Here is a 22,944-nt window from a genome sequence, read left to right on the forward strand (position 1 = left end):
CGTCTAGCAGGTCCGCAACCGGTTGCGCAGCGAGAACAGCAGCAAGGAGAAGCGCGATCAGGTCATCGCCGGCCTGAGCTTCGGGTTCTGGGTAAACCTGCTGGACCGACGGGCGTTATCAGGTCTTCGGTTTGACTGAGCCCGGGGGCGGAAGGCCACCTCACCCTACGAAAGCCGGTTCCCCACCTAGCGAGGGACAGAGGGAGCGCCTTCACCCAGGGCCAGCGTTACGTCGTCCGCGACAGACTCCGACGGACCACCACGACGAGTGATATCTGAGCCACGACGCGTCAGCCGCCGGCGGCGAGCAGATGCTCTGCCAGAGTCAGGTCGAACGGGCGGGTGATCTTCAGCGCATACTCCGAGCCGGGCACACAGGTCACCGCAATGCCCTGCTTCTCGACCAGGCCGGCGTCGTCCGTGAGTGGATCACCTGCGGCGGCGTGCGCGGCGGTCAGCACCGACCGGCGGAAGCCCTGCGGGGTCTGCACCGCACGCAGGGCGGATCGGTCGACGGTGCCCAGCACCACCTCGCCGGCACCGACTTCCTTGATCGTGTCGACGACCGGCAGGACCGGAATCACCGCGGCCTGGCCGTTCCGGACTGCGGCGGCGACCGATTCGACCAGCTCGGGTGGGGTCAGCGCGCGAGCGGCGTCGTGTACCAGGACGATCGTCGGGCCGGCCGGCACGGCGGCGAGCGCGGCGGCGACCGAGGCCTGCCGTTCGGCGCCACCGGCCACCACGGTCACCGGTGCCACCGGGGCCAGCAGCTCGCGGACACCCGCCACCTCGGCCGCGGGTGCGGCCACCACGATCGTGTGGACCGATGCGGCGGCGGCGAGCCGGCGCACCGCGTGCACCAGCAGCGGTTCGCCGGCGAGCAGGCGCAACGCCTTGGGTCGGCCGGGACCGAGCCGTACGCCGGCACCCGCCGCAGGCACGAGGACCGCGACGTCACCGCGCGGGTTGAGCTGCGCGGTCACGTCGCGGTCCTCGGTGGTTTCTTCGCTACGAAGTGGGTACGACGATGCTGTGCGGACTAGGCCTCGGTGAGGACCTTGTCGAGCAGCGTCTCCGCCTCGTCCTTGGTGCTCTTCTCAGCCAGCGCGACCTCGCCGACGAGAATGTCGCGGGCCTTGGCCAGCATCCGCTTCTCGCCTGCGGAGAGGCCCCGCTCCCGCTCCCGGCGCCACAGGTCACGCACGACCTCGGCGACCTTCAGCGGGTTGCCGGAGGCCAGCTTTTCCAGGTTGGCCTTGTAACGCCGCGACCAGTTGGTCGGCTCCTCGGTGTGCGGAGCCCGGAGAACGTCGAAGACCTTACCGAGGCCCTCTTCGCCGACCACCTCGCGAACGCCCACGATCTCGGCGTTCTCAGCCGGCACCCGGACCGTCAGGTCACCCTGCGCGACCCTCAGGACGAGGTATTGCTTGGGCTCGCCCTTGATGACCCGAGTCTCGATTGCCTCGATGAGTGCGGCCCCGTGGTGGGGGTAAACAACGGTCTCGCCGACACTGAAAACCATAGGTTCGAAACCCCTTTCGCTGTGTCTAGGGTAACACGCTCAGGCAACGATGTCTCACCGATGTCCTGACCGTTGGCGCAGCTCAGGGGCCCTGTGAGAGGTCTTGCTTCAGCTTGACAGGCGGTCAAACCGATGGTTCGAACACGCTCCGTGACGATCGGATGACTTCCCGATGCGGGTGAGCAGAACGTCTAGATCAAGGGCTATGCGCTCCTCCCATGGTATCCCGGCGTGCGGGACCGCGCCCAGATGTAGCGGGAGGCGCCCCCCGTGCGGGACCCTGGAGTCCGAGCCACACTCCGCTCTCGAGACGCTTCCTGGGGGGTCCGATGGGCAAGCCGGACGCAGAGGGCCACGGGCCACCCGACGGCCTGCCCGACCTACCGCCCGAGTGGGGCCGCATCGTCGTTCCCGACGACGCCTCAGCCCTTGCCAGCGAAGCCGCCCAGGTGCGCCGTGAGCTGCGCCGGGCCACCGGCCGGTACGCCGGACGCCGGGCGCTCGCCCTGCCGCTGCTCGTCCTGCTGGTGGCGGTGCTCACCACTCTGACCGGCCTGCTCGCCGTCACCTGGCCGCGCGCCGGCCGGGGCACCGACCGACCCACCCCGGCTCCCTCCACGCCACCCGTGTCCCTCACCGGCCAGGCGCTGCCCGCGCTGGACCTGGTCGACGCCAGGCAGGCGCCCGTGCCGCTGCGCGGCCTGCTCCCCGCCATGATCATCCTCGTGGACGACTGCGGCTGCCCGGACGTCGTCACCGAGGCCGTGGCGGCGGCGCCCGCCGGCGTCACGGTGGTCACCGTGACCGAAGGCCGGGCCGTCGCCACCGCACCGCCGCTCGACGGCGTCCGCGCGCTGGCCGACCCCGCCGGCGGACTGCGCTCGTTCCTGGGCCCCGGCGCCGCCAACGCGCTGCTGGTCGATCACAGCGGCGTGGTGACGCGCGTACTGCCCGGCGTCGGGCCCGTCGACGCGTACCAGGACGATCTGACCGCCCTGGCCCGCTGAGCGCCTACGACGGGGGCAGCGCGACGAGCTGCGCCTGGACGTCGATGGGCCAGTCGCCGACGGCCGACAGCGACACCCGGAAGAGCCCACCTCCCGGCAGCACCTCGGCAGAGGCGAGCGTGCCGTCGCAGTCGATGCGCGGTGGACCGGCGATCGCCGCCCCGGTGCTCGTCACCGCCAGCGTGCCCGGCCGGGTGCAGCGGTACTGGAGCAGATAGCGAGCGCCGTCGTCGGACGCCTGCCGGGTCCGCTCCTCGCCCGGTGCCAGCTCCCGCTGCTCCCTCCAGATCGTCTCGCGGAACAGGGGCAGGTCGCTCCCGGGGACGAGAACCCCCACGCCGTCCTCGATGTCGGCGATCGCACCCGTCTCCGGGTCGATCACGACCCGCGGGTCGCTGCGCACCCGGACGGCCTCACCCGTCTGCGGATCAACCCGCACCGTCACCCGTTCCTCGGGCGCGAGACGGGCCAGGGAACGTTCCAACTCGGTGCTGACGCTGGGCGCGACCACCGGCGGGCTCACTGGCCCGGCCGCCGGGGCGGGAGCGGCCGCACGCCACCACCAGCCCCCCACCGCGAGCGCGGCCAGGGCCACACCGACCAGCACCGCCGAACGCAACCGGTCATCCGCCCCCGCATCCATGCGAGGAGCGTACCGGTCGAGGGTCGCGGACGATCACTCCTGTCGATCGAGCAGGACGGCGTACAGGGTGAGGCCCGGGCCGAACGCCAGCATGACGACCCGTCGGGGCGGCGGAGTCGAACGACTCAACCGGTCCAGGATCAACAGAACCGTCGGCGAGGAGCAGTTGCCGTGCTCGTCGAGGGTCGCGCGGGACGCGGCCAACGCCTGCGGCGGCAGGGCCAATTCCCGCTCAACCACGTTGAGGATCCGCGGCCCGCCCGGGTGCACGGCCCAGCCGTCCACGTCGGAGCTGGTGCCGCCGTACCGGGCCAGCAGGTCGTCGACCAGACCGCGAACGTGCCGGGAGAGAACCTGAGGGACCTTCGACGACAGCCCCATCCGGAATCCCGCGTCGGTGACGTCCCAGGTCATGTGGTCGGCGGTCGAGGTGTCGGTGACCGACGCGACCTCGCGCAACGCGTACCCCCGGCCGCCGGGCACCACCACGGCGGCGACGGCGGCGTCCGAGAAGAGTGCGTGCGAGATGATCTGCTGGGTGTCCACCCGGGCCGTGGACGGCTGGATGTGCAGACTGGTCAGCTCCGCGCAGAGCAGCAACGCGGGCCGGCCCCGGGCGGTCACGAAGTCACTCGCCGCGCCCAACCCGGGAAGCGCCGCGTAGCAACCCATGTGGCCGACGAACATGCGCTGGGTGTCCGCTGCCATGCCCAGGTCGCGGGCGAGCAGGATGTCCAGCCCCGGGGTGGCGTACCCGGTGCAGGAACAGACGATGAACATCCCGATGTCGCTGGCGTCCAGACCGGCGGCGGTCAGCGCCCGCCCCACCGCCTCCTTGCCCAGCGGCAGCGCCTCCACCTGGTAGCGACGCATCCGGCGCTCGGTCGGCCAGTCCGAGACATCCTCGAGCAGCGGGTTGACCGCGGCCTGACGTCGGGTCACCCCCGAGTTCGTGAAGATCCGCTCGGCCAACGCCCGGGTGCTGCCGGAGAAGTGCTTGGCGAAGAAGCCCTCCCACAACTCGTCCTGCGAAGCGGACGGCGGCTGCGCTGTCCCGAGCCCCGCGATCACTGGTACGGACACGATCCCCACCTCTCGTCAGACGCTGTCCTCCCCCTGGCCGTCCCACCGGCCACCGCGGCCGGCTCCTTCCCCGTGCGTGTCCCGCGACACCGGCTCACCAACGCGGTGCCGATCCGTCGCGGTCCGGGTCCCCGCCCAGCGCGGCGATGCCCAGCCAGTCGGCGCAGACGTCCGAGGTGGCCGGGTGCAGTGAACCGCACCGGGCATCCCGGTAGAGCCGCTCCAACGGATGACCACGCCGGGTCGCCGACGTACCCGCCGCCTCCAGCATCGACGCCGCCACCTCGGCGGCCGTGGTCCCGGCCAGCAGCTTCGCCCGCCACACCCAACGGTTGGTCTCCGCGTCACCCGGCGCGTCGTCCACCCGGCGGGCAGCCTCGGCCACCGCCAGCTCGGCCGCGGCCGTCGCCGCGTCCGCCCGGCCCAGCCGCGAGCGCACCGCCGGCAGGCCGGTCAGGTTGCGGGCGTTGAGGTGCTCGGCCGCCGCATCGATGGCCGCCCGGGCCACGCCCACGTAGACGGCCGCGTAGCTGGCCACCAACCAGTGCGGCATCAGCTGGGCGACCACGAGCGCCAACCCCTCGACCCCGCCGAGCAGCCGGTCACCCGGCACGGTGACGTCCAGGTGCAGGTCGTGCGACGAAGTGGCGCGCATGCCGAGGGCGTCCCAGGTCGGCTCGACGGTCAGACCGCCACCGGCCGGCACCAGGAACTGCGACACCACGGACTGGTCGGTGGAGCTGCACGCGGCCACCAGGTAGCCGTCGGCGTGTCCGGCCCCGGAGCAGAAGGTCTTGCTGCCCTTGAGGTGCCAACCGCCGTCGGTCTGCTCGTAGACCGTGCTCAACTGCGAGAGCCGGGCACCGGTGCCGCGCTCGCTCATCGCCACGCCGTACCAGGAGCCCTGGGCCACCGCGGTGAGCAACCGGTCCCGGGCGACAAGCGCCTCGTCCGGCACACCGAGGGCCTCGGCCAGCTCCTCGGTGACCGCGCCCAGCGCGCCGGTCACCGAGGCGTGCATGTTGAACACCAGCGCCGTCGCGCCGTTGCCCCGGGCCAGCTCGGTGGCCACCGCGGTGTACTCCGCGAAGCTCGCGCCCTGACCACCCAGCGCGCGGGGGACCATCAACCCGAAGAGGCCGGCCTCCCGCAGGTCACGGAAGTCCTCGACCGGAAAGGAGCCGTCCCGGTCGTGCTCCGCCGCTCGCGCGGCGAACCGCGGCGTCAAACGGCGGGCCGCCTCAAGCGCGTGCACCGTCATATCGCTCCTTCCTCGGCGTCCCATACCCCCGCCACGGGCCGACTATCCTCTGCGGACCCCCTGGCCCTGGTACAGCACGGCGGTGGACCGGGTCGGCACGATGCGTGGCACACGGCCCGTCGACGGCACACCCGGCGTCCGCGCGGCGCGGGCGCGCCGCACCAACCAGGCGAGCATCCCCCCGACCTGCGGTCGGATCCCGCGCAGGCGCAGCTCGACACCGTGCCGGGCGCACTCGGCCACCAGCGCCCGTGCGTCCACGAACAACCGTGGATCGTGGATGCCGCGGGGCACCGTGGGCAGCCGTTCGGCGATCCGCACCGCGACCAGCCGGGCCAGCGCCGTGTCGTTCAGCGTGTCCAGCACCAGCAGCCCGCCCGGGCGCAGCAGGCGGCACGCCTCGGCCACCGCGCGCGGCCAGTCCGGCACATGTTCCAGCAGCTCACCGGCGGAGACCACGTCGGCGCACCCGTCGGGCAGCGGCACCGCCGTGGCGTCGCCCTGGACCACGCGTACGCCGTGCTCGGCGGCCTGGAGGAGCGCCGAACGGGTCAGGTCCACCCCGATGTGCCGGTACCCCTTGCCGGCGAGGTGCGGCGCGAGCAGACCGGCGCCGCAGCCCAGATCGACCAGGACCGCGTCCGGACTCCTCGCCGGCGGCACGAGCGCCGCGCGGGCCTCGGCCAGCCAGTGCAGCATCGCGAACGCGCCATCCGGTCGCCACCACTCGCCGGCCAGGTCGTCGTACTGGCGCGGGTCGTTGCGCGGCAGCACCCGCTCAGCGGTGGACGCCGCGGCAGCGGCCACGTCTCGCATGGCACCGAGCGTGGCACGACTGCTCGGTAACGACCAGACTTCCCTTATGTCGTCGAGGGTGTTAGGGCTGGTCAGAGCGAGCCATCCAGAACCGGCCGCCGCGGTGACCACAGTGTCTGGTCTGCTGGCCTGGGGAGTGGGGCACCGGCCGGTAGGAATCGTCTCGGTGGTGCTGGCCGTACTCGCCAGCCAGCTCGCGGTCGGCTGGACCAACGACGCGTTGGACGCCGAGCGGGACGCCACTGTGGGGCGTACCGACAAGCCGGTCGCCGCTGGCGCGGTGGGCCGGCGCGTCACGGCCTGGGCCGCCGCGGCCGCCGCGCTGGCGTGCCCGCTGCTGGCGCTGACCACGAACCCCCGGGCGGCGCTCTGGCTCACGGTCGCCCTGGTCTCCGCGCTGCTCTACGACTGGCCGCTCAAGGCCACCGCCTTCTCGGTCCTGCCGTACGCCGTGTCCTTCGGCGCGCTGCCCGGCTTCGTGGTGCTGGCGCTCCCCGGCGAGCCGACTCCACCGGTCTGGCTCCTGACGGCGGCGGCCTGCCTCGGGGCCGGCGCGCACTTCGCCAACGTGCTGCCCGACCTCGCCGACGATGCCCGGACCGGTGTACGCGGCCTGCCGCACCGCTTCGGCGCGGCGGGTAGCCGGGCGGCCGCAGCGGGGCTGCTCCTCGCCGCGACCGCCGTCCTGGTCCTGGGGCCGCCCGGGCCGCCGTCGGCCCTCGGGCTCGCGGCGGTCGCCACGGCCGCGGTCGTGCCACCTCTGAGCTGGTACGCCGAACGCTCGGTGGCCCGGGCGGGCCGGCGGCCGGTGGCTGCCTTCCGGGCGGTGATGCTGGTGGCTCTCATCGACGTCGTTCTGCTGGTGGCGAGCGGTCGGGTGGTGTGACGGGCACCCGGGGAGGTGGCATTGCCGGGTCCCCGTGCGGGCCTCGATCAGCTCCAACTACCCTGGAGCGCGGTCTGCGCGGGTATGGCCACCGTGCCCGGCGTGCGGCCGGGTGGGGATCGCAACGAGGAGGACCGACGTGACGCGCTCGATCAGGGGATCCCGGCGGGCGGCCCTGCTGCTGGCCGGGATGGCGGCGGCTACCAGCCTGCTCGCGTCCGGATGCGGCGCCGGTCAGGTCGCCGAGACGGCTTTGAAGGAGCCGTCGGTCCAGGGCGTCAACCTCACGACCCCCAACGGCGCCTACTCGGTGCGTGGTCTGCTGGTCACCTACCCCGGCACCGAGGGTTACCGGGCCGGCCAGGACGCCCCGCTCAACGCCGTGATCTACAACGACTCGAAGAGCACCGTGACGGTCACCGTCACCACCCAGAGCGCCCGCGAGGTGCTGATCTCGGGTGGGTCGGCGAGCCCGACGCCGTCCGCCCCGGAGTCGGCCTCCGCCAGCCCGTCGGGCTCGGCCACCCCGTCGACCCGCGAGTCCGGCTCGGCCAGCCCGTCGGCGACCCCGTCGGAGACCGGTTCGTCGTCGGCGACGCCGTCCGCCCCGGAGTCGGCGCGGGCGTCGGGTTCGGCGAGCGCTGCCGCGCCGGGGCAGCCCGCCCGCATCGAACTGGCCCCGCTGAGCTACCTCCAGCTCAACTCGGAGGCCACCTCGCAGCTGCGGTTGGTCGGTCTGACCGAGGCGCTGCGCTCCGGCCAGAGCGTCGTCGTGACCTTCGACTTCGGCAACGGCAACACGGTCACCGGTCCGGCGCCGATCGCGGTGCCGCTCACCCCGGCGGCCCCCGCCTCGCCGATCATCGAGCGCGAGGGCGGCTACGAGGGCGACGAGGGCGGCACCACCCACGACTGACCCCGATCCTTCAGTACCGAAACACCCCGGCGTGGGAACCACCACGCCGGGGTGTTTTCGTCGTACGGGAGGGCTAGCGTCCTGATGTGACCACCTCCCGATCGACCTCTGGCCGTGGCGGCACGGCCGGTGCCCCCCGTGCCCGGTCCGCCACCCGCGAGCCGCGCCCGGCGTACGAGTGCGACGCCTGTGGGCACCAGCCGCCCAAGTGGGTGGGTCGCTGCCCGGAGTGCGGCGAGTGGGGCTCGGTGGTGGAATCGACGGTGACCGGGCCGACCGTCTCCGGTCGGGTGGTCAGTTCACGGCTGCCGGCCGAGCCGGCGCGGCCGATCGCCACCATCAGCGCCGCTCCGGCCCGTGCCCGACCGACCGGCGTGAGCGAGCTGGACCGCGTGCTCGGCGGTGGCCTGGTGCCTGGCGCGGTCGTGCTGCTCGCCGGCGAGCCCGGCGTGGGCAAGTCGACCCTCCTGCTGGACGTGGCGCAGCAGTGGGCGGTGGGTGCCGGCAGCCCTTCCCTGGTGGTCAGCGGGGAGGAGTCGGTGAGTCAGGTCCGGCTGCGCGCCGAGCGGATGGGCACCCTGCACGACCAGCTCTACCTGGCGGCCGAGAGCGACCTGGCGTCGGTGCTCGGGCACCTCGACGCCGTCAAGCCGGGCCTGCTGGTTCTCGACTCGGTGCAGACCATCTCGACCACCGGCACCGAGGGTGTGCCCGGCGGCGTGACCCAGGTACGCGCGGTCACCGCCGCACTGGTGTCGGTCGCCAAGGAGCGGGGCATCGCCACCGTGCTGGTCGGGCACGTCACCAAGGACGGCCAGGTGGCCGGGCCCCGCGTGCTGGAGCACCTGGTCGACGTGGTGCTGCACTTCGAGGGCGACAAGCACTCCTCGCTGCGGCTCGTGCGCGGCGTCAAGAACCGGTTCGGGGCGGCCGACGAGGTCGGCTGCTTCGAGATGCACGAGGGCGGCATCAGTAGCCTGGCCGACCCGTCCGGGCTGTTCCTCACCCGCTACTCGGAACCGGTGCCCGGCACCTGCGTGACCGTGGCGATGGAGGGACGGCGGGCTCTGGTCACCGAGGTGCAGGCCTTGATCGGCGCGACGGTGGCCGGCTCCCCCCGCCGTACGGTCTCGGGCCTCGACTCGGCCCGCCTGGCCATGGTGCTCGCGGTCCTGCAACGGCGCACCGAACGGTTGACCCTGCACGACCGGGAGGTGTTCGCGGCCACCGTGGGCGGCATCCGGGTGGTGGAGCCGGCCGCCGATCTGGCCGTCGCGCTGGCGGTCGCCTCCGGTGGGCTCAACCTGGCGATCGCGCCGCACCTCGTGGCGATCGGCGAGGTGGGGCTGACCGGCGAGGTCCGCCGGGTCGGGGCGGTGCCACGCCGACTGGCCGAGGCCGCCCGCCTGGGTTTCAAGGTGGCGCTCGTTCCGTCCGGTTGCGGCCCGACCAGCACCGGCGCCGGTCCCGAGCAGATGCGGGTGACCGAGGTCACTGATGTCCGTTCGGCCCTGCACCACGCGGCCCGCGCGTCCGCCGAGTGACTCAGCGTGCCGACGCCAACGGCGATACCGGACAGCATCGGCGCAAGTGGGAACGGTTCGAAGGGCGGCATCGTGACACATCACAGTAACCACGACAGCACCCACCGCACGGCAGTCCGTAGACTGTGCCCGTGCCGATCGACCGCGATACCACCAAGCCTGCCGGAGCGCCGCCCCAGGCCCGCACCGGCGCCGTGGGCTCGCCGGCCCGCCCGATCAGCGTGAGCGTGACCACCGCTGCCGGGGGCGCCGGCGATCCGCTGCGGGCGAACCTCGCCCTGATGGCGCCCGGCACCGCGTTGCGCGACGGGTTGGAGCGCATCCTGCGGGGTCGCACCGGCGCGCTCATCGTGCTCGGCTACGACAAGGTCGTCGAGGGTCTCTGCACCGGCGGCTTCCCGCTGGACGTCGAGTTCTCCGCGACCCGGGTCCGGGAGCTGTGCAAGATGGACGGCGCCGTGGTGCTGTCCAGCGACGGCACCCGCATCGTCCGGGCCGCCGTGCACCTGATGCCCGACCCGTCCATTCCGACGGAGGAGTCGGGCACCCGGCACCGCAGCGCCGAGCGGGTCGCCCGGCAGACCGGCTACCCGGTGATCTCGGTCAGCCAGTCAATGCGGATCATCAGCCTCTACGTCAACGGTCAGCGGCACGTCCTCGACGACTCGGCGGCGATCCTCTCCCGTGCCAACCAGGCGCTGGCCACCCTCGAGCGGTACAAGCTCCGGCTGGACGAGGTCTCCGGCACACTCTCCGCGCTCGAGATCGAAGACCTGGTCACCGTGCGGGACGCGGTGGCGGTGGTGCAGCGGCTGGAGATGGTCCGGCGGATCGCCGACGAAATCGCCGGTTACGTCGTCGAGCTGGGCACCGACGGTCGACTGCTCGCCCTTCAACTCGACGAGCTGATGGCCGGCGTCGACGCCGACCGCACGCTGGTCATCCGGGACTACCTGCCCGTCGGCCGCAAGTCGCGCACGCTGGACGAGGCGCTGGTCGAGCTTGATCTGCTCGGTGCCACCGAGCTGATCGACCTGGTGTCGGTCGCCAAGGCGATCGGCTATCCGGCCGCGTCGGACGCGCTGGACGCCGCCGTCAGCCCGCGTGGCTTCCGGCTGCTGGCCAAGGTGCCGCGCCTGCCGGTGGCCGTGGTCGACCGTCTCGTGCTGCACTTCGGCAGCCTCCAGCGCCTGCTGGGCGCGACCGTCGAGGACCTCCAGGCCGTCGAGGGAGTGGGCGACGCCCGCGCCCGGGGCGTCCGCGAGGGCCTGTCCCGGCTCGCGGAGGCTTCCATCCTGGAGCGGTACGTCTGATCCGGCTCAGCCGGTGATGGTGATCTTCGCGGGTGCGCTGTACTTGGTGCCGACCCGTGCGAACACCTGGTACGTGCCGGCCGGCGCGAACGGGCCGGCGGCCAGCCCCGCGCCATCGCAGCGCGTGGTGTCCCGCCCGTTCCAGCCCAGCTGGTAGGAGCGCTCGAATCCGGGCGTGAACGACTGCACGTCCGAGCCCTGGACCTTGCCGCAGGTGTCGGAGGACCACACCTTCTCGGCGCCGGCCTTGATGAAGATCTCCTGGAGGTCGGCGCCGACGTTGCGGCTGCACGTACGGTCCGAGGTGTTCTTGATCTTCAGTTGCAGGTCCACCACCGCGCCACGCTGTACCGAACTGGGCCGCGCCACCGACGTCACGCTGATCTCCGCGTCGGTGCAGGTGCCGTCGTCGACCGACCCGGCGGCCGAGCTCGGTGGCGGGTCGTTGCTGGTGACCTCGGGACTCGGACCCGTGCCATTCGCATTCGAGGCATTCGGATCGGCGGACCGGTCCGTGGCATTCGGCTCCGCGGAGCCGGATGCCGGCGGCGCCCCGGTCTGCGGGGTCAGCATTGACCCACTCGGCCCCGGGCTCGACGTCGGAGTCGACGTCGCCCCCGCCCCCGTCTGCCCGCCGGAGCGACCCGGGCCGGTGCAGGAGTAGAGCAGGACAATCAGGAAGAGAAGCCCCGCTCCGAGTACGACGGCGCGACGCCGCCAGTACACGGCGGGTGGCAGGGGGCCGACCGTCAGACGCATGATGCCCCCACCGTAGTCGCGCCGCACCCACGCGTGGGTCACGACGCGCCGGAGCGCCACCGGGACGGCGCGACAAAGCTCCATTGAGGACGAACGAACCAGCGTCCGCCCACCCGGTCAGAGGTAGACCTTGCGCTGGTAGACGGCGTGCGCACCGGCCACCCGATCCAGGAAGAGCTGCCCCTCGCAGTGGTCGATCTCGTGCTGCAACGCCCGCGCCTCGAAGCCGTCCGTCACCAACCGGACGAGCGCGCCCGTACCCGGCAGGTCGCCCTCCACCACCAGTCGACTGGCCCGCTTCACGTCCCCGGTCAGGTCCGGCACGGACATGCACCCCTCCCGGCCCGGCTTCCATCGGGTCGCCTCGACCACCCGGGCGTTGCAGAGCACGAAGGTGCCGTGCACGGTGACCGCCTTCGGATGGCCTGTCACGTCGACGGCGAAGACCCGGGCGCCCACGCCGACCTGCGGCGCCGCCAGGCCCACGCAGCCCGGCGAGACCCGCATCGTGGCGACCAGGTCGGCGGCCAACCGGACGGTCTCCTCGGCGGTCGGGTCGACGTCGCCTCCGGCCCGGCTCAGCACCGGGTGCGGGGCCGACACGACCGCCCGCACCTCGCCCGCCACAGCAAGCGACTCCGGCGTCCAACCCCCCAGACCGTCGTACGGCCCACCCTGCCCGTCGCTCACAGCAGGTCCGGATCTGCCGGCCGGAGGGTGACCTCGACCCCCACCTCGGCGGCCGTCCGGTGCAGCCGTTCGGTCAGCGCCTCGACGACCCCCGCCGGCAACTCGACCTCGGCCAACACCACGTAGAGCGAACCCGCCAGCCGGGTGCTCAGGTCGGTGACGTTGCCGCCGGCGTCCACGAGCACGCGGGTCATCGCCGCCACGATGCCCATCCGGTCCGACCCGTGCACCGCCAGCACGTACGGCTCGCCGGCCGGCGCCACCGCACCGTCGGGCGTGACCGCGCGTACGGTCGCCAGTAGCTGCCCCTCGGCCGCCAGCGGCACCAGCGCCGCCTCCACCTCGGCGGCGGCCGGCCCCGTGCAGATGAGGGTCATCGCGAAGTGCCCCCGCAGTCGGGTCATCGTGCTGTCGGTGAGGTTCGCGCCCAGCCGGGCCAGCACCTCGGCGACGTCGGCCACGATGCCCGGCCGGTCCCGACCGATGACGGTGATCGCGAGCTCGTTCATCCGCGCATTCTCCCCGATCCGCCCACCGCCACCGCGACACCCCGCCCGAGCCGCCCAACCAGCGGGACCGGACCGCGTGACATCATCGACGACGCCATGACTCAACCCGATTTCGCCGCCCTGGTCAGCCGATGGTTCCAGCAGCACGCCCGTGACCTGCCGTGGCGGAAACCCGGCGTGAGCCCCTGGGCCATCCTGGTCAGCGAGGTCATGCTCCAGCAGACGCCGGTGGTCCGGGTGGTGCCGGCCTGGCACGCCTGGCTGACCCGCTGGCCCGACCCCGCCGCGCTGGCGGCGGACACCCCGGCCGAGGCGATCCGCATGTGGGGACGCCTCGGCTATCCCCGCCGCGCGGTCCGTCTGCGGGAATGCGCGGTGGCCATCGTGGACCGACACGGCGGCCAGGTGCCCGACCGGCTGGAACAGTTGCTGGCGCTGCCCGGTGTGGGCACGTACACGGCGCGCGCGGTGGCCGCGTTCGCGTTCGGGCAACGGCACCCGGTGGTCGACACGAACGTACGCCGGGTGGTCTGTCGAGCCGTGGCCGGTGAGCCGGACGCCGGACCGGCCACCCGTCCCGCCGACCTGGTCGCCACCGAGGAGTTGCTGCCGCCGGAGTCCGCCGCGGCCGCCCTCGCCAGCGCCGCCTTCATGGAGCTGGGAGCGGTGCTCTGCACTGCCCGCTCACCGCGCTGCACGGCCTGCCCGGTCGAGTCGGTCTGCGCCTGGCGGGCCTCCGGGCAGGAACCACCGACCGGCCCGACCCGCCGCCCCCAGCGGTACGCGGGCACCGACCGGCAGGTACGCGGACTGCTGCTCGGTGTGCTCCGGGAGACCACCGGGCCGGTCCCGCACCAGCGCCTCGACCAGGTCTGGACCGATGCCGTGCAGCGCGCACGGGCACTGGCGGGCCTCGTGCAGGACGGGCTGGTGGAACCGGTCGGCACCGACTCGTTCCGGCTGGCCGGCGACGGCCCGTCCAACCCCACCGCGGACCTAACCACCTGACTCCGTGCCTGCGCCCCGACGCCCCGCGCCCCGCGCCCCGCGCCCCGCGCCCCGCGCCCCGCGCCCCGAAGCTAGATCACGCTCGATCCCGGATGTAGTGGTGTCAGCCGCGCCGGATACCACTACATCCAGGATGCTGCGCGATCATGCCGGTGCTCTCGGCCGGCCCGCCGCGCAACATCAGGGATAGTGCTGCCTCCGGCCGTCGGGAAGCAGCAGTTTCCCCGAAGTTGCGGGTGGGGCGTCGGCGGATACGACGTCGCGGGCGCGCAGAAAGGGGCGGGGCCCCCGTGGCTTGCGCCGCCGGAGCCCCGCCCCTTGTGCTGCTGGTCGTGCTACTCGTCGGCGCCCGGTGCCGCGGTGCCGGCGGCGGTGCCACCGAGGTCGGCCGGAACGGCGTCCGGAACCTCGACCGGCTTGTCCGCGCCGTGGAAGACGAGCTTGGACTTGTCGATGTCGTTCGGGTCGCCCTCGCAGTCCACCACGACGATCTGACCGGGGGTCAGCTCGTTGAACAGGATCCGCTCGGAGAGGTTGTCCTCGATGTCGCGCTGGATCGTGCGACGAAGCGGACGGGCACCGAGCACCGGGTCGAAGCCCTTCGCAGCCAGGTACTTCTTGGCGTTGTCGGTCAGCTCCAGACCCATGTCCTTGTTGCGCAGCTGGCCCTCGATCCGCTGGATCATGATGTCCACGATCGAGAGGATCTCGGTCTGGCGCAGCTGGTGGAAGACGATGGTGTCGTCGATCCGGTTGAGGAACTCAGGCCGGAAGTGCTGCTTGAGCTCGTCGTTGACCTTCTGCTTCATCCGGTCGTAGTTGGACTCGGAGTCCTCAGAGGCCTGGAAGCCCAGCGACACCGCCTTGGCGACGTCACGGGTGCCCAGGTTGGTGGTCAGGATGATGACCGTGTTCTTGAAGTCCACGATCCGGCCCTGACCGTCGGTGAGCCGACCGTCTTCGAGGATCTGCAGGAGCGTGTTGAACACGTCCGGGTGGGCCTTCTCGATCTCGTCGAAGAGGACCACCGAGAACGGCCGACGGCGCACCTTCTCGGTCAGCTGCCCGCCCTCGTCGTAGCCGACGTAGCCGGGAGGGGCACCCACGAGCCGGGAGACCGTGTAACGGTCGTGGAACTCGGACATGTCCAGCTGGATGAGGGCGTCCTCGCTGCCGAAGAGGAACTCGGCGAGCGCCTTCGACAGCTCGGTCTTACCGACACCGGACGGGCCGGCGAAGATGAACGAGCCCGAGGGGCGCTTCGGGTCCTTCAGGCCGGCCCGGGTACGCCGGATCGCCTTCGAGACCGCCTTGACCGCGTCCTCCTGGCCGATGACGCGCTTGTGCAGCTCGTCCTCCATGCGCAGCAGGCGCGAGGTCTCCTCCTCGGTCAGCTTGTAGACCGGGATGCCGGTCCAGTTGCCGAGCACCTCGGCGATCTGCTCGTCGTCGACCTCGCTGACGACGTCCAGGTCACCGGCCTTCCACTCCTTCTCCCGCTGCGCCTTCTGACCGAGGAGCTGCTTCTCCTTGTCGCGAAGCTGGGCGGCGCGCTCGAAGTCCTGCGCGTCGATCGCGGACTCCTTGTCGCGACGCACCTGGGCGATGCGCTCGTCGAAGTCACGCAGGTCTGGCGGCGCGGTCATCCGACGGATCCGCATCCGGGCGCCGGCCTCGTCGATCAGGTCGATCGCCTTGTCCGGCAGGAAGCGGTCGGAGATGTACCGGTCGGCCAGGGTCGCGGCAGCCACGAGAGCGGCGTCGGTGATCGAGACCCGGTGGTGCGCCTCGTAACGGTCACGCAGGCCCTTGAGGATCTCGATGGTGTGCGCCAGCGACGGCTCACCCACCTGGATCGGCTGGAACCGGCGCTCGAGAGCGGCGTCCTTCTCCAGGTGCTTGCGGTACTCGTCGAGCGTGGTGGCACCGATGGTCTGCAGCTCACCACGGGCCAGCATCGGCTTGAGGATACTCGCGGCGTCGATCGCGCCCTCGGCGGCACCCGCACCCACCAGGGTGTGAATCTCGTCGATGAACAGGATGATGTCGCCGCGGGTGCGGATCTCCTTGAGCACCTTCTTGAGGCGCTCCTCGAAGTCACCGCGGTAGCGGGAACCCGCGACCAGCGCACCGAGATCGAGCGTGTAGAGCTGCTTGTCCTTCAGAGTCTCGGGCACCTCGCCCTTGATGATCTTCTGGGAAAGCCCCTCCACCACGGCGGTCTTACCGACGCCGGGCTCACCGATCAGGACCGGGTTGTTCTTGGTACGGCGGGAGAGCACCTGCATGACCCGCTCGATTTCCTTCTCGCGCCCGATGACCGGGTCGAGCTTGCCCTCGCGGGCGGCCTGGGTCAGGTTGCGGCCGAACTGGTCCAGCACGAGGCTGGTCGACGGCGCGGCCTCACCCGGCGCGGCTCCTGCCGCGGCGGGCTCCTTGCCCTGGTAGCCGGAGAGGAGCTGGATCACCTGCTGGCGGACCCGGTTGAGGTCGGCGCCGAGCTTGACCAGCACCTGGGCAGCGACGCCCTCACCCTCGCGGATCAGCCCGAGCAGGATGTGCTCCGTGCCGATGTAGTTGTGGCCGAGCTGTAGCGCCTCGCGCAGCGACAGCTCCAGCACCTTCTTGGCCCGCGGCGTGAACGGGATGTGCCCGCTCGGCGCCTGCTGACCCTGGCCGATGATCTCCTCGACCTGCTGGCGCACACCCTCCAGGGAGATGCCCAGGCTCTCCAGAGCCTTGGCGGCGACTCCCTCACCCTCGTGGATGAGGCCCAGCAGGATGTGCTCCGTACCGATGTAGTTGTGGTTGAGCATCCGGGCCTCTTCTTGGGCCAGGACGACAACCCGTCGCGCTCGGTCGGTGAACCGCTCGAACATGCCCTCGTGCTCCTCACGTGCCGTGCGCCTTGATGGTCTAGATCTTGGCGGGGCCGGTGCACGAACGTCCAGGACGGGCGTCCGTGCCTCCCTACTCTATCGTCGCTGACCGACTCAGCTGAGGTCGTGTCTCTCTGGTCGGGGTCGATTCCACGTCGTTTTGCACAACCGTGCGCGCTCAGGAGGTGTTCCGGTACCCCTGTAGCTACGCGCAGAGCGAAATCCGGTGGTCCACGCGGAAGCCTTTCCCTGCCTCCGGAGAGGCCGAGCGGGGGTCTGGGACGATCATCCACAGGTTGTGGACAACTTCTCCACTGCCTGTGGACAACGTCGCCCGGGCCGCACGACATTCCCGCCCGCCACCCCGGCCGCCGGATGCGGCCCGCCCGGGGTGAAAAGACGGCGACGCCGGCCCGGAGGATGCTCCGGCCCGGCGTCGGTGTCGCCCTGCGGTGGCGGCTGCCACCGGTCAGCAGAACGGATCAGCGCTTGGCGTGGTACTCGTCGACGATCTCCTGCGGAATACGACCCCGGTCCGAGATGTCCTTGCCGGCCTTCTTGGCCCAGTCCCGGATCGCCTTGTTCTGCTCCCGGTCGGCGGTGGCGCCACCACGACCGCGGGCGGCCCGCCCACCGATCACGACGCCACCGCGACCCACCTTGGTGCCGGCCCCGACGTACGGCGCGAATACGTCGCGCAATTTCGCGGCGTTGGCGCCGGACAGGTCGATCTCGTACTGAACGCCGTCGAGCGCGAACTTGACGGTTTCATCCGCGTCCCCGCCGTCCAGGTCATCGACCAGCTTGTGAATGATCTGCTTGGCCACGTCCCACATTCCTTTCGAGCAGGGCACTCCTGCTAAGGAGAGCACAATAACCCGCGTGCTGCTCACTCCGTCAATAGGATGCCGTTACGAGTCGCTGGGAGTCGGCGGACGACTACTCCGGGCGGACCAACGGGAAGAGGATCGTTTCCCGAATTCCGAGGCCGGTCAGGGCCATCAACAGGCGGTCGATTCCCATTCCCATACCCCCGGCCGGAGGCATTCCGTACTCCATGGCCCGGAGAAAGTCCTCGTCGAGACGCATCGCCTCGTCATCACCGCGGGCGGCGAGCTGCGCCTGGGCCACCAGGCGTTCCCGCTGCACCACGGGGTCGACCAGCTCGGAGTACGCGGTGCCCAGCTCGAAGCCGAGTACGTACAGGTCCCACTTCTCGGCCAGTCCCGGCTCGCTGCGGTGTGCCCGGGTGAGCGGACTGGTCTCCTCCGGGTAGTCGCGCACGAAGGTCGGCGCCTGCAGGCCGGGGACGACCAGTTCCTCGAACAGTTCCTCGGCGAGCTTGCCGGGACCCCACTTCGGGTCCACGGCCAATCCCACCTTGTCCGCGTACTCGACCAGCCGGGAACGTTCGGTGCGGACCGTGACTTCCTCGCCGAGTGCCTCGGAAAGGACCCCGAACAGGGTCACCGATCGCCACTCGCCGCCCAGGTCGAACCCCTGCCCGTCAGCGTGGGTCACCACCGTCGAGCCGCTGACCGCGATCGCGGCCTGTTGCACGAGATTGCGGGTCAAGTCGGCCATCGTGTCGTAGTCGCCGTACGCCTGGTAGGTCTCCAGCATCGCGAACTCCGGCGAGTGCGAAGAGTCGACACCCTCATTACGGAAGTTGCGGTTGATCTCGAAGACGCGGTCCACACCACCGACGACGGCACGCTTCAGAAACAGTTCCGGAGCGATTCGCAGATACAGATCAGTGCTCAGCGCATTACTGTGGGTCACGAACGGTCGGGCTGCCGCACCACCGTGCAGGAGCTGCAGCATCGGAGTTTCCACCTCGATGAACCCCTGGCCGTGCAGTGAGTCGCGCAGACTGCGTACCGCCGCCGCACGGGTACGAACCATCTGCCGGGCCTGCGGCCGGACGATCAGGTCGACGTAGCGCTGCCGGACCCGTGCCTCCTCGGAGAGCGGCTTGTACGCCACCGGTAGCGGTCGCAGCGCCTTGGCGGTCATCTCCCACCGCTGCGCCAGCACGGACAACTCGCCCCGACGGCTGGTGATCACCTCACCGGTCACGCCGACGTGGTCACCCAGGTCGACCAGGCGCTTCCAGGCCTCCAGCCGCTCCGGGCCGACCCGGTCGAGGGAGAGCATGGCCTGCAACTCGGTGCCGTCGCCGTCGCGCAGGGTCGCGAAGCAGAGCTTCCCCGTGTTGCGTACGAAGATCACCCGGCCGGTGACCGAGACCTCGTCGCCGGTGGCGGTGTCGGTGGGCAGCTCGGCGTAGCGGGTACGGATCTCGGCCAGCGTGCTGGTCCGGGGGAACCCGACCGGATAGGGCTCGACGCCGTCGGCGAGCATCCGGTTCCGCTTCTCCCGGCGGACCTTCATCTGCTCGGGAAGGTCGTCGGCGGGGTCCACTGGCACGGCGTTCTGCTCGCTCACGGCACGCTTCCTCGTCACGGGAGATACAGGGGGTCAGGCCCGAGCGTACTCAAGCGCTCCGGAGGCTGTTACCGGATGACCTGCCCGTCATGGTCGATCACACTCAGGCGCTCTCCTTCGGCGTCGCAGCGGGCGATTACGACCGGTTCCGGCCCCGCTATCCCGAGCTGATCGGGCGGGAGACCGTCGACCTGCCGTACCGGCCGATCGTCCTGCGGGCCCGGCGACGCTGAGGCCCGCACGGAGGCCGGCCCCGGCGGCGGCCGGGTCAGAGGTTGCGCTCGTAGACCATCCGCAGGCCGATCAGCGTGATCATCGGCTCGTGGTGGGTGATGCTGCGGCATTCGTTCATCACCAGGGAGGCGAGGCCGCCGGTGGCGATCACCGCCCGCACCTCGCCCAACTCCTCGGTCATCCGCTCGACGATCCGGTCCACCTGCCCCGCGAAGCCGAAGTACAGGCCGGACTGGAGGCACTCCACTGTGTTCTTGCCGATCACCGAGCGGGGCTTGGTGGCCTCGACCTTGCGCAGCTGGGCGGCCCGGGCCGCGAGCGCGTCGAACGAGATCTCGATGCCCGGTGCGAACGCGCCGCCGAGGAATTCGCCGCGACCGCTGATCACGTCGAAGTTGGTGGTGGTGCCGAAGTCCACGACGATCGACGGCCCACCGTAGAGCGTGTACGCGGCCAGGGTGTTCACCACCCGGTCGGCGCCCACCTCCTTCGGGTTGTCGATCGCCAACTGCACCCCGGTGCGCACGCCCGGCTCGACGATGACGCTCGGCAGGTCGGCGTAGTAGCGGCCGAGCATGGTCCGCAGCGAGCGCAGCGCGGCCGGCACCGTGGAGCAGGCCGCTACACCGGTGATCTCGACGTTGTCCCCGGCGAGCAGACCCCGGAACATCAGGCCCAGCTCGTCCGCCGTCGAACGGGCATCGGTCTTGATCCGCCAGGAGTGCACCAGTTTGTCGCCCTCGAAGGTCGCCAGCACGGTGTTGGTGTTTCCGATGTCGATGCAGAGCAGCACGCTCGAAGCCTAGACAACTAGTCGGTGCGCAGGTCCAGCGCGATGTCCAGGATCGGCGACGAGTGGGTCAACGCGCCCACCGACAGGAAGTCGACGCCGGTGGCCGCGTACCGGGCCGCCACCTCCAGGGTCAGCCCGCCGGTCGCCTCCAGCTCCGCCCGGTCGCCCACCGCGGCCACCGCCTCGGCCAGCACCTGGGTGGTCATGTTGTCGCAGAGCAGGAAGTCGGCCCCGGCCTCCACGGCCTCCACGGCCTCGGCGACGGTGGTCACCTCGACCTGCACCGGCACCTCCGGGAACGACTCCCGAACCCGCCGGTACGCCGCCGTGATGCCCCCGGCCGCCAGCTTGTGGTTGTCCTTGATCATGGCCACGTCGTAGAGGCCCATCCGCTTGTTGGTACCACCGCCGGCCCGGACCGCGTACTTCTCCAACGCCCGCAGGCCCGGCGTCGTCTTGCGGGTGTCCAGCACCATGGCCTTCGTGCCGGCCAGGGCGTCCGCCCAGGCCCGGGTGTGGGTGGCCACCCCGGACATCCGGCAGAGCAGGTTCAGCGCCGTCCGCTCGGCCGTGAGCAGCAGCCGGGTAGGCCCGGTCACCGTCGCCAGCACGTCGCCGCGGGCCACCCGCTCGCCGTCGCGGGCCGACACGGACACCTCCACGGTACGACCGAAGTCCGTCAACTCGCCCACCAGCTCGAACACGGCGGCGGCCACCGCCAGCCCGGCCACCACGCCGTCCGCCCGGGCAATCAAATCCGCGGTGTCGGTCTGCTCGGCCGGGATGGTCGCCACGCTGGTGACGTCCAGGAAATCCGGCCCCAGATCCTCGACCAGCGCGGTTTCGACCACCCGTCGTACCTGTTCCGGGTCCAGTCCGGCTGCTCGCAGCGCCGCCCGCGTCGACTCCGTCATCAGTTGCTCCCCTCCCACTGCTGCGTCACCCGGCCCTGCGCCCCGACCGAACCGACGAGGTGGCCCCGCCACCGCTCGTCCGCCGTCGGGAAGTCCTCCCGCCAGTGGCAACCCCGCGTCTCGTCCCGCGCGTACGCCGCCGCGACGAGCGTCGCCGCCACCGTGAGCAGGTTCGTCGCCTCCCAGTCGGCGGTCCGGGGTCGACCCCGGGCGGCACCCAGCTCGGTCAGCGTCCCGGCCGTCCCGGCCAGCGTCGCCGCCGAGCGCAGCACCCCGGCGCCGCGGGTCATCGCCCACTGCAACGTCGACGTCGCCTCGGCCGGCACGACCCAGCCCGCGCCACCGCGCCAGGCGCCGACGTCCGCCGGTTGGGCCTGCTCGGGCAGGCCGGCCGCGATGTCGTCGGCGATGCGCCGGGAGAACACCAGCCCTTCCAGCAGTGAGTTGCTGGCCAGCCGGTTCGCGCCGTGCACGCCCGTGCAGGCGACCTCGCCGCAGGCGTACAGGCCGGGGATCGACGTGCGGCCGCGCAGGTCGGTGCGGACCCCACCGGAGGCGTAGTGGGCCGCCGGCGCGACCGGGATCAGATCGGTGGCCGGGTCCACGCCGATCGCCAGGCAGGACGCCACGATGGTCGGAAACCGTCCGGCCAGGAAATCGCCGCCCAGGTGCCGGGCGTCGAGGAAGACGTGGTCCGCGCCGCTGGCCAGCAGCACCCGGTGGATGCCCTTGGCCACCACGTCCCGGGGGGCCAGCTCGGCCAACTCGTGCTGGCCCACCATGAACCGCTTGCCGTCGGCGTCCACCAGGTACGCCCCCTCGCCGCGCAGCGCCTCAGAGACGAGCGGCTGCTGCGCGTGCCCGACGCCGGGCACCCCGGCACGGGAGGGGGTGATCAGCGCGGTCGGGTGGAACTGGACGAACTCGACGTCGGTCACCGCCGCGCCGGCCCGCATCGCCAACGCCACGCCGTCGCCGGTGGAGACCGCCGGGTTGGTGGTGGCCGCGAAGATCTGCCCCATTCCGCCGGTGGCCAGCACCACCGCCCGGGCCAGCAACGCGCCCACGCCGTCCTCGCTGCCCTCACCGAGCACGTGCAGCGTGATCCCGCAGGCCGGGCCGAGCCCGTCCGGGCCGTCGCCGGGTGCGCGCAGCAGGTCCAGCACGAGGGCGTGCTCGACCAACCGGATCCACGGGTCGCGTTGCACCGCAGCGTGCAGCGCCCGCTGCACCTCGGCGCCCGTCGCGTCGCCGCCGGCGTGCACGATCCGGTCCGCCCGGTGGCCGCCCTCGCGGGTCAGCATCAGCGAGCCGTCCGGATGGCGGTCGAACTCGGCGCCGATCCGCATCAGCTCCCGCAGCCGCGTAGGCCCCTCCTCGACGAGGACCCGAACGGCCGCCGGGTCGCAGAGCCGCACGCCGGCGATCTCGGTGTCCCGGGCGTGCGCCGCCGGGGTGTCCGCCGGGTCGAGCACCGCGGCGATGCCGCCCTGCGCCCACCGGGTCGAGCCGTCATCGATGTTGACCTTGGTGACGACCGTGACGTGCAGGCCCGCCTCCCGCAGGTGCAGCGCGGCGGTCAGCCCCGCCACCCCGGACCCCACCACGATCACGTCGGTGGTCTCCACCCAGCCGGGCTCGGGCGCAGCCAGCAGTCTGGGCAGGGCCGGCAGGTCGACGGTCGGAAGGTCCATCCCACCAGTCAACCCGAAG

22 protein-coding genes are annotated in these 22,944 nt (G+C 71.7%); 7 read left to right on the top strand and 15 right to left on the bottom strand.

The annotated features are described in order from the left end of the window. Positions 1-290: 290 nt before the first annotated feature. Positions 291-986 carry a 2-C-methyl-D-erythritol 4-phosphate cytidylyltransferase gene (ispD, locus tag ACLQ24_RS04435; protein WP_425889112.1) on the bottom strand — a complete coding sequence of 232 codons (696 nt, stop codon included), beginning with the start codon at positions 984-986 and terminating at the stop codon, positions 291-293. 56 nt (positions 987-1,042) lie between these two features. Further along, on the bottom strand, positions 1,043-1,528 hold the full coding sequence (locus ACLQ24_RS04440; protein WP_007073334.1) for a CarD family transcriptional regulator: 486 nt from the start codon (positions 1,526-1,528) through the stop codon (positions 1,043-1,045). A gap of 329 nt (positions 1,529-1,857) precedes the next feature. Between ACLQ24_RS04440 and ACLQ24_RS04445 the strand changes: the two genes are divergently transcribed. Beyond that, positions 1,858-2,535, top strand: a complete 678-nt coding sequence (locus ACLQ24_RS04445) for a hypothetical protein (protein ID WP_425889113.1) — start codon at positions 1,858-1,860, stop codon at positions 2,533-2,535. A gap of 4 nt (positions 2,536-2,539) precedes the next feature. Here the strand turns inward: ACLQ24_RS04445 and ACLQ24_RS04450 are convergent, their stop codons facing one another. The 4 genes from ACLQ24_RS04450 to ACLQ24_RS04465 form a co-directional block, all read right to left on the bottom strand. Next, a complete protein-coding gene (locus ACLQ24_RS04450) occupies positions 2,540-3,178 on the bottom strand; it encodes a hypothetical protein (RefSeq protein WP_425889114.1) in 639 nt (212 codons plus the stop codon). Between the two features lie 33 nt (positions 3,179-3,211). Further along, a complete protein-coding gene (locus ACLQ24_RS04455; RefSeq protein WP_425889115.1) occupies positions 3,212-4,270 on the bottom strand; it encodes a type III polyketide synthase in 1,059 nt (352 codons plus the stop codon). A gap of 85 nt (positions 4,271-4,355) precedes the next feature. Beyond that, positions 4,356-5,522 carry an acyl-CoA dehydrogenase family protein gene (locus tag ACLQ24_RS04460; protein ID WP_425889116.1) on the bottom strand — a complete coding sequence of 389 codons (1,167 nt, stop codon included), beginning with the start codon at positions 5,520-5,522 and terminating at the stop codon, positions 4,356-4,358. Positions 5,523-5,564: 42 nt separating this feature from the next. Continuing rightward, positions 5,565-6,338 carry a methyltransferase domain-containing protein gene (locus ACLQ24_RS04465; RefSeq protein WP_425889117.1) on the bottom strand — a complete coding sequence of 258 codons (774 nt, stop codon included), beginning with the start codon at positions 6,336-6,338 and terminating at the stop codon, positions 5,565-5,567. 46 nt (positions 6,339-6,384) lie between these two features. Here ACLQ24_RS04465 and ACLQ24_RS04470 point away from each other — a divergent pair, with 46 nt between their 5' ends. The 4 genes from ACLQ24_RS04470 (at position 6,385) to disA (ending at position 10,997) form a co-directional block, all read left to right on the top strand. After that, positions 6,385-7,224: a UbiA family prenyltransferase gene (locus ACLQ24_RS04470; RefSeq protein ID WP_425889118.1), complete on the top strand. Its 840-nt coding sequence runs from the start codon at positions 6,385-6,387 to the stop codon at positions 7,222-7,224. A 139-nt stretch (positions 7,225-7,363) separates the two neighbouring features. Further along, a complete protein-coding gene (locus ACLQ24_RS04475) occupies positions 7,364-8,140 on the top strand; it encodes a hypothetical protein (RefSeq protein ID WP_425889119.1) in 777 nt (258 codons plus the stop codon). 86 nt (positions 8,141-8,226) lie between these two features. After that, on the top strand, positions 8,227-9,684 hold the full coding sequence (radA, locus tag ACLQ24_RS04480) for a DNA repair protein RadA (RefSeq protein ID WP_425889120.1): 1,458 nt from the start codon (positions 8,227-8,229) through the stop codon (positions 9,682-9,684). 131 nt (positions 9,685-9,815) lie between these two features. Then, positions 9,816-10,997, top strand: coding sequence for a DNA integrity scanning diadenylate cyclase DisA (disA, locus tag ACLQ24_RS04485; protein WP_425889121.1), 1,182 nt, complete (start codon positions 9,816-9,818; stop codon positions 10,995-10,997). Between the two features lie 6 nt (positions 10,998-11,003). Here the strand turns inward: disA and ACLQ24_RS04490 are convergent, their stop codons facing one another. The 3 genes from ACLQ24_RS04490 to ACLQ24_RS04500 form a co-directional block, all read right to left on the bottom strand. Then, positions 11,004-11,756: a hypothetical protein gene (locus ACLQ24_RS04490; RefSeq protein ID WP_425889122.1), complete on the bottom strand. Its 753-nt coding sequence runs from the start codon at positions 11,754-11,756 to the stop codon at positions 11,004-11,006. Between the two features lie 117 nt (positions 11,757-11,873). Then, positions 11,874-12,446 (bottom strand): peptide deformylase, encoded by a 573-nt coding sequence (locus ACLQ24_RS04495; RefSeq protein WP_425889123.1) that lies wholly within the window; start codon positions 12,444-12,446, stop codon positions 11,874-11,876. After that, complete coding sequence (locus ACLQ24_RS04500) at positions 12,443-12,955, bottom strand: glycine cleavage system protein R (protein ID WP_355238458.1); 513 nt, start codon at positions 12,953-12,955, stop codon at positions 12,443-12,445. The genes ACLQ24_RS04495 and ACLQ24_RS04500 overlap by 4 nt, the downstream gene beginning before the upstream one ends. A gap of 96 nt (positions 12,956-13,051) precedes the next feature. Here ACLQ24_RS04500 and ACLQ24_RS04505 point away from each other — a divergent pair, with 96 nt between their 5' ends. Beyond that, complete coding sequence (locus ACLQ24_RS04505; protein WP_425889124.1) at positions 13,052-13,963, top strand: A/G-specific adenine glycosylase; 912 nt, start codon at positions 13,052-13,054, stop codon at positions 13,961-13,963. Positions 13,964-14,298: 335 nt separating this feature from the next. Here ACLQ24_RS04505 and ACLQ24_RS04510 read toward each other — a convergent pair whose 3' ends face one another. The 3 genes from ACLQ24_RS04510 to lysS all read right to left on the bottom strand — a co-directional run bounded on the left by ACLQ24_RS04510 (position 14,299) and on the right by lysS (position 19,290). Next, positions 14,299-16,842 carry an ATP-dependent Clp protease ATP-binding subunit gene (locus ACLQ24_RS04510; protein ID WP_425889125.1) on the bottom strand — a complete coding sequence of 848 codons (2,544 nt, stop codon included), beginning with the start codon at positions 16,840-16,842 and terminating at the stop codon, positions 14,299-14,301. A gap of 482 nt (positions 16,843-17,324) precedes the next feature. Further along, on the bottom strand, positions 17,325-17,669 hold the full coding sequence (locus ACLQ24_RS04515; RefSeq protein ID WP_425889126.1) for a histone-like nucleoid-structuring protein Lsr2: 345 nt from the start codon (positions 17,667-17,669) through the stop codon (positions 17,325-17,327). A 112-nt stretch (positions 17,670-17,781) separates the two neighbouring features. After that, positions 17,782-19,290, bottom strand: coding sequence for a lysine--tRNA ligase (lysS, locus tag ACLQ24_RS04520; protein WP_425889127.1), 1,509 nt, complete (start codon positions 19,288-19,290; stop codon positions 17,782-17,784). 89 nt (positions 19,291-19,379) lie between these two features. Between lysS and ACLQ24_RS04525 the strand changes: the two genes are divergently transcribed. Further along, entirely contained in the window at positions 19,380-19,523 is a 144-nt protein-coding gene (locus ACLQ24_RS04525; RefSeq protein ID WP_425889128.1) for a hypothetical protein, read from the top strand. Between the two features lie 35 nt (positions 19,524-19,558). Here the strand turns inward: ACLQ24_RS04525 and ACLQ24_RS04530 are convergent, their stop codons facing one another. Genes ACLQ24_RS04530 through ACLQ24_RS04540 form a run of 3 tightly spaced genes read right to left on the bottom strand, consistent with a single transcriptional unit; the run spans position 19,559 to position 22,925 of the window. Then, on the bottom strand, positions 19,559-20,317 hold the full coding sequence (locus ACLQ24_RS04530) for a type III pantothenate kinase (protein ID WP_421473539.1): 759 nt from the start codon (positions 20,315-20,317) through the stop codon (positions 19,559-19,561). A 17-nt stretch (positions 20,318-20,334) separates the two neighbouring features. After that, complete coding sequence (gene nadC, locus ACLQ24_RS04535; RefSeq protein WP_425889129.1) at positions 20,335-21,231, bottom strand: carboxylating nicotinate-nucleotide diphosphorylase; 897 nt, start codon at positions 21,229-21,231, stop codon at positions 20,335-20,337. Continuing rightward, the gene (locus tag ACLQ24_RS04540; RefSeq protein WP_425889130.1) at positions 21,231-22,925 is read right to left on the bottom strand and encodes an L-aspartate oxidase; all 1,695 of its coding nucleotides are present in this window, start codon (positions 22,923-22,925) and stop codon (positions 21,231-21,233) included. Before ACLQ24_RS04540 ends, nadC begins: the two co-directional genes overlap by 1 nt. Between the last annotated feature and the right edge of the window lie 19 nt (positions 22,926-22,944).

It is taken from the genome of Micromonospora sp. DT4, from assembly GCF_049841675.1.
Lineage (GTDB): Bacteria > Actinomycetota > Actinomycetes > Mycobacteriales > Micromonosporaceae > Micromonospora.